This is a genomic window from Soonwooa sp. (assembly GCF_032062245.1).
Classification (GTDB): Bacteria; Bacteroidota; Bacteroidia; order Flavobacteriales; family Weeksellaceae; genus Soonwooa.
The window spans coordinates 25201-31200 of the sequence record NZ_DAMBQF010000031.1 but is presented as its reverse complement, the minus strand read 5'-3'; the positions used below and the strand labels follow the sequence as shown (position 1 = coordinate 31200).

Here is a 6000-nt window from a genome sequence, read left to right as displayed (position 1 = left end):
GGCTCAAAATTTTTCAGAATAACTTTTCAACTTACACAGTTAGTGAGATACTACCCATAAAAAAATCCGATTCGGCTGAATCGGATTTTTTTATTCTTTTAAGTTGAAGATATTAACCTCCGACTTTCACTAATTCTACGTCGAAAATTAACCAAGCATTAGCAGGAATCACTCCACCAGCACCTCTTTCGCCGTAACCAAGGCTTGCAGGAATCAACAATGTTGCTGCTTCGCCTTCTTTAAGCAATTGGATACCTTCGTCCCAACCTTTGATCACTTGCCCAACACCAATCGGGATTTGGATAGGCTCTCCTCTTTTGAAAGAGTTATCGAACTCTTCACCATCAACCAATTTGCCAGCGTAATGTACAGAAACTACCTCGCCAGTTTTTGGTGCTTTACCAGATGGATTAGATTTAGTGATTTTATAAAACAAACCAGACGGCTTTGACTGCATACCAGCTTTCAACTCGTTAACCAATTTGTCTTGATTCGCTTGGAATTCTTGTAACTTTTTAAGACGATCCGCCTCTTCTTTAGCAGCGAAAGCTTTATTTTTTTCTTCGATTTTAGCTTTTCCTTCTTCGAAAGTTTTTGCAGGATCGTATTTTTTATATTGATCTCCTTTGCTGAAAACCGTTAATTTTTGAAGAACGATATCTTCTTTTGGTTTGTCGTTAGGACCTTTTTCAACATTTGCGATAGTGTCGATAACGTCTTCACCTTTCACAACTTTCCCGAAAATTGTATGTCTGCCATCCAACCAAGGCGTTGCAACTTCTGTAATGAAGAACTGAGAGCCGTTGGTATTAGGACCAGAATTCGCCATAGAAAGGATTCCTTTTCCTGTATGTTTTAGGTCATTTTTCTCATCAGCAAATTTGTAGCCTGGATCGCCCATTCCTGTTCCTTGTGGATCTCCACCTTGGATCATGAAATCTTTGATAACACGGTGAAAAATTGTCCCATCATAAAATGGTACTTTATCCGCTTTAGCTTTATTTGGGATTTTACCTTCCGCTAATCCTACGAAGTTAGCCACTGTAACTGGTGCTTTTTCGTCTTCTAATTTGATTAGCATTTCACCTTTTGATGTTTGCATTTTCGCATACAAACCATCCGAAAGACTGTTGTAAGTTTCTTTGTCTATTTCCAATGTTTTACAATTTAATAATGTTAATACTACCGGTACAAATAGTAATTTTTTCATATATATCTATTAATTAAAGTGTCCTTATTTTAACAATAATCGGCATATCACTGCTTATCTTATCATTATCACCATAGGATCCAAAAGCTAATGCTGATGGGATAAGAAGTGTTGCTTCCGATCCTTTCTTCATGTGTCGAACTGCATCCTCTACCGGCCTTAGTTCATCAAACTTTCCTAATTCTTGATCTTTGATTTGTTTGGCGTTTTCGTATAATTTAATCAAATCAAAATCATAGATATCGTAAGTATAACTAACTTTTTCGCCATCATTTTTCTTCGGTTCCGAAGCTAGGTTTTCAATATCCACCCAATAGTTCATGCCCATTGGATAGTATTTTTTATCCTGACTTTTAATCCATTCTTGTATCTGATAGCGCTCTTCATTATTCAAGTTTTTATTTCTTGTTTTTGAATCTTCCATCTCGTCATGGCTAACTACAATTGTCGTGGAGTCGTAGATTGGACTTTGCTTTGCGCAAGAACCCAACATTGCAATAGTGATAAGAATTATTTTTTTCATAAATACTGTGCGAAAATAAGAAATTATTAGCCATTTCTTCACATATATGGACACAAAAAAAGTCGGTTAAAACCGACTTTATGATATTTTAAGAGATATTTTAGTATTTTTTATCAACCTTAACTCTCCATCCGAATGGATCTTCAGCGTGGTTAGTTTGGATATCAACCAAAGCTTTTTTAAGGATGAAAGCAAAACTATCTTCGTCTGCCAATGTAGGAAGCGCAAACTTCTCATCACCATAACCAATAGCTTCGAATCTAGTTGTTACAACTGCTGTACCAACGCCCCAAGCTTCTTTTAGGCTACCATCTTTAAGTGCTGCAACAACATCAGCAACTTTAACGTCACCAACAACTACGTCGATACCATTACGCTCTGCTAATTGTAAGAAACTATCTCTTGTAACACCATCCAAGATCTTTTCAGAAGTTTTTGGTGTGTAGATTGTATCGTTGATACGTACAAAAACGTTCATCGTACCACTTTCTTCGAAATATTCGTGTGTTGCGTCATCTGTCCAGATTACTTGGTCATAACCTTCATCAATTGCTAATTGCGTTGGATAAAAAGATGCTGCATAATTACCAGCTGCTTTTGCAAAACCAACACCTCCGTTAGCTGAACGAGAATAATAATCTGAAATCTTTACAGATACTGGCGCAGAATAATAACTCTTAGCCGGCGTTGCAACAATCGCAAACATATATTTGTTAGACACTCTAGCTTTTAAAACTTCTTCCGTTGCAAAAACTACTGGACGAATGTATAATGACATCCCTTCTCCTTTCGGGATCCATTCTCTATCGATATCAACCAAAGCATTAAGCCCGTCGATAAAAGCTTCTCTTGGGATTTCTGGAATCGCAAGACGCTTTGCTGACTTATTAATTCTTTCAAAATTCTTTTCAGGACGGAATAAGAAGACATCATCGTTTTCGTCTTTGTAAGCCTTCATTCCTTCGAAACAAGCTTGCCCGTAGTTAACCCCCATCATCGCTGGCGTGAAAGGAAGTGGTCCGTAAGGAACTAATTTAACATCACCCCATTTTCCGTTTTCGTACTCACAAATAATCATGTGATCGATAAAAGTATCTCCGAACGAAAAGTTATTAGGATCAAAAGTAGGTAGCTTAGAATTTTCTGTCTTTTGAATTATCATTTTTGAAATTTTTTATGTAGTCTTACAAATATATAATAATTTTTTAAATCTCAAAAATTAAGTTTATATTTGAAAAAAAAGAATATGAATCGCGAAATTATCACGACTCTAGATGGAAGTAAAACACTATATATCAAAGACTTAAACGAAACCTACCATTCGCACAACGGGGCTTTACAAGAAGCAGAACATGTATTTATCAAAAATGGATTAATAAAAATAAATCGTTACCAATTTAACATTCTTGAACTAGGATTTGGGACAGGTCTTAACGTTTTAGTAACAATTAATGCATTATTACGAAATGACAAAAATCATATAATTCACTACTTTGGTATCGAAAAATATCCCATTTCCAATGACGAACTTCTTGCCTTAGATTATGCAAAACTTTTTGACAATCTCGAAATTTCTGAAATTGAAAAAAAAATTCATGCGGCTAATTGGGGTGAAGCAACGGAAATTATCCCAAACTTTTTTTTAACAAAGATAAAAGCAGATTTCTTCGATATTAAAAACTTGGAACTACCAAAAATTGACTTGGTATACTTCGATTGTTTTGGTGCGAAAGTGCAACCAGATCTTTGGGAAAAACCTCTTATCGAAATCGTTGCTAACACCATGAATCCAGATGGACTTCTAACAACATATTCTTCTAAAGGTAGTCTGAAACGCGCTTTAAAAGAATTAAACTTTGATGTAGAAAAACTAGCCGGCCCTCCCGGAAAGCGCGAAATGATCAATGCTAGAAAACTTTAGTCAATTATTTAATTCAAATTTTCAAAATTTTATTTTAAATAAAAGACCTATATTTATAAAAGAAAAATTTAACAATGATAGATAAGATTAACCTTCGCGTGTACGGAATCTGTATAAAAAATCAGTCGGTATTGGCTCTACATGAAGAATATGCTGGCGAACATCTTCTTAAACTTCCTGGCGGTGGATTAGAATTCGGTGAAAGTGTTATCGAATGTTTAAAAAGAGAATTCAATGAAGAATTAAATCTTGACATCAAGGTTGTAAGTCACTTTTACACACAAGAAGATTTTTTGGTATCGAGATTTCGAGATAATGAGCAATTAATGACTATATATTATCTGTGCGAAATCATCAATGAGGAAGATATGTTGATTATTGACCCTTGCATCGAGACAGCAGAATGGGTTCACTTGGACCAAGAAAACCCATTTCCACTACCAATCGACAATATTGTTTTTGAAAAATTAAAACAACAATATCTATAAATAACTAATAACTATTTTCCTATTTTAAAATCTTGATAACCTGGATAAGGTTCTAGATAACCATAATTCCAATTACTTATCAAAAGGCTTTCGATAAAATTATCTTCACGATATTTATGCGGATCATAAGGTGTTTTTAAACTTACATCTGCCATATTTCCCTTAACATTCCACCAAAAAGCACTCCAACCACCGCGTAGCTCACGGATAATTTCGTATACCGTTTTGCCAGTAGCACGATTCATCAATTTTGCAAAAACCTGACCTTCTGTTGTTGTCAAATCGCGTAATTGCTTTTCATATTCGTTCGCCAATTCTTCTTGACGTTTTTTAATATACTTAGCTTTCGACCTTTCGTCCATTGTAGCCGTTTCATTCACTAAGCCTCGATATTGTTCAAGTGCATGTACAAATAAAGGATATACCCGGTTTAACTTTTTATTTAGAAAAAAATAAAAATTACGATCTAACTGGTTATTAAATTTTGGATTAGCTCTTATCAACAACTCATCCATTACAATCACTTGCTCCCCATTGATATCATAGATTTTAGCTTTTTGAACTTCATCATAATAATACCAATTCCCGAACTCATCTTTTTTTAGTTTGTCTTTTGGCATTTCGCTTAGCGCTTTAGGAACCTGATTAAGATCAGAATCATTTTGAGCCATTGCAAAAGCGCCTACAAAGATGCTTAAAACTAAAAATAACTTATAAAATTTCATTACTTTTACCTCACAATTGGAGTTTGTCAATTATCAAAAATCATTCCTATTATGAAATTTGAAAAAAAATCATTAAAATTTTTACAAGAATATCTTAATGTAGCCTCTCCTACTGGCTACGAACACGCTGGACAAAAAATCTGGACAGACTATATCAAGAACTATGTCGATAAGATAGAATACGATCATTACGGAACCGCTTATGGCATTATAAATCCCGAAGCCGACTTCAAAGTAGTGATTGAAGCGCATGCCGACGAAATCAGCTGGTATGTTAATTATATTACAGATGATGGTTTAATATATGTTATCAGAAATGGTGGATCAGACCAAACCATCGCTCCTTCCAAAGTGGTAAATATCCATGGTGAAAAGGGCTTAGTGAAAGGCGTTTTCGGTTGGCCAGCAATCCATACCAGAAGTGCTAATCAAAACGAACCAACACCAAAAATCGAAAATATCTTTATCGATTGCGGCGCAACAACCAAACAAGAAGTTGAAGATTTGGGAATATATGTTGGTTGTATGATCACTTATCCAGATGAGTTTTTTGAATTAAATGACCGTTATTTTGTTTGTCGTGCTTTAGACAACAGAATCGGTGGTTTTATGATTGCCGAAGTTGCACGTCTTTTAAAAGAGAACAAAAAGAAACTTCCTTTTGGACTTTACATCACCAATTCGGTGCAAGAAGAAGTTGGTCTTTATGGTGCACAAATGATTGCCGACACCATCAAACCAAATATCGCGATTGTCACAGATGTTACGCACGATACGACCACACCGATGATCGATAAGAAAAAAGAGGGTGACCAAAAATGTGGCGATGGACCTGTTGTTTTCTTTGCGCCAAGTGTTCATCACACGATTAGAGAATTGATTGTTGACGCAGCAAAAAGCAAGAAAATCCCTTTCCAACGCGCAGCAGCAAGTCGTGCAACAGGAACAGATACTGATGCTTTCGCACATTCTAATGGTGGCGTACCAAGCGCATTAATTTCTTTGCCTTTGCGTTATATGCACACGACGGTAGAAATGGTTTCTAAAGAAGATGTTAGCAATGTTATTAAATTAATATACGAAAGCCTTCTGAAAATAAAACCAGACATGAATCTAAAATATCATTAAATAAA

7 protein-coding genes are annotated in these 6000 nt (G+C 35.4%); 3 read left to right on the top strand and 4 right to left on the bottom strand.

Features of this window, described 5'->3' with window-relative positions:
• Window positions 1–112: 112 nt before the first annotated feature.
• The 3 genes from RT037_RS12085 to RT037_RS12075 all read right to left on the bottom strand — a co-directional run bounded on the left by RT037_RS12085 (window position 113) and on the right by RT037_RS12075 (window position 2895).
• Window positions 113–1210, bottom strand: a complete 1098-nt coding sequence (locus tag RT037_RS12085) for a peptidylprolyl isomerase (protein ID WP_313031657.1) — start codon at window positions 1208–1210, stop codon at window positions 113–115.
• A 13-nt stretch (window positions 1211–1223) separates the two neighbouring features.
• On the bottom strand, window positions 1224–1733 hold the full coding sequence (locus tag RT037_RS12080; RefSeq protein ID WP_313031653.1) for an FKBP-type peptidyl-prolyl cis-trans isomerase: 510 nt from the start codon (window positions 1731–1733) through the stop codon (window positions 1224–1226).
• A 100-nt stretch (window positions 1734–1833) separates the two neighbouring features.
• A complete protein-coding gene (locus RT037_RS12075) occupies window positions 1834–2895 on the bottom strand; it encodes a branched-chain amino acid aminotransferase (protein WP_313031649.1) in 1062 nt (353 codons plus the stop codon).
• An 84-nt stretch (window positions 2896–2979) separates the two neighbouring features.
• On the opposite strand from RT037_RS12075, the gene mnmD reads away from it, so the two are divergent.
• Together mnmD and RT037_RS12065 are read left to right on the top strand one after the other, a co-directional pair.
• Window positions 2980–3654, top strand: a complete 675-nt coding sequence (mnmD, locus tag RT037_RS12070) for a tRNA (5-methylaminomethyl-2-thiouridine)(34)-methyltransferase MnmD (protein ID WP_313031646.1) — start codon at window positions 2980–2982, stop codon at window positions 3652–3654.
• 74 nt (window positions 3655–3728) lie between these two features.
• Window positions 3729–4142, top strand: a complete 414-nt coding sequence (locus tag RT037_RS12065; RefSeq protein WP_313031643.1) for an NUDIX hydrolase — start codon at window positions 3729–3731, stop codon at window positions 4140–4142.
• A gap of 11 nt (window positions 4143–4153) precedes the next feature.
• Here RT037_RS12065 and RT037_RS12060 read toward each other — a convergent pair whose 3' ends face one another.
• Entirely contained in the window at window positions 4154–4867 is a 714-nt protein-coding gene (locus tag RT037_RS12060; RefSeq protein ID WP_312323464.1) for a DUF4294 domain-containing protein, read from the bottom strand.
• Window positions 4868–4918: 51 nt separating this feature from the next.
• Here RT037_RS12060 and RT037_RS12055 point away from each other — a divergent pair, with 51 nt between their 5' ends.
• Window positions 4919–5995 carry a M28 family peptidase gene (locus RT037_RS12055; protein ID WP_312323463.1) on the top strand — a complete coding sequence of 359 codons (1077 nt, stop codon included), beginning with the start codon at window positions 4919–4921 and terminating at the stop codon, window positions 5993–5995.
• Window positions 5996–6000: the final 5 nt, after the last annotated feature.

What these genes read in the sequence shown, in the direction of transcription:
- RT037_RS12085 (WP_313031657.1), bottom strand. Translation starts at nt 1,210, where the DNA reads ATGAAAAAATTACTATTTGTACCGGTAGTATTAACATTATTAAATTGT.
- RT037_RS12075 (WP_313031649.1), bottom strand. Translation starts at nt 2,895, where the DNA reads ATGATAATTCAAAAGACAGAAAATTCTAAGCTACCTACTTTTGATCCT.
- RT037_RS12065 (WP_313031643.1), top strand. Translation starts at nt 3,729, where the DNA reads ATGATAGATAAGATTAACCTTCGCGTGTACGGAATCTGTATAAAAAAT.
- RT037_RS12080 (WP_313031653.1), bottom strand. Translation starts at nt 1,733, where the DNA reads ATGAAAAAAATAATTCTTATCACTATTGCAATGTTGGGTTCTTGCGCA.
- mnmD (WP_313031646.1), top strand. Translation starts at nt 2,980, where the DNA reads ATGAATCGCGAAATTATCACGACTCTAGATGGAAGTAAAACACTATAT.
- RT037_RS12060 (WP_312323464.1), bottom strand. Translation starts at nt 4,867, where the DNA reads ATGAAATTTTATAAGTTATTTTTAGTTTTAAGCATCTTTGTAGGCGCT.
- RT037_RS12055 (WP_312323463.1), top strand. Translation starts at nt 4,919, where the DNA reads ATGAAATTTGAAAAAAAATCATTAAAATTTTTACAAGAATATCTTAAT.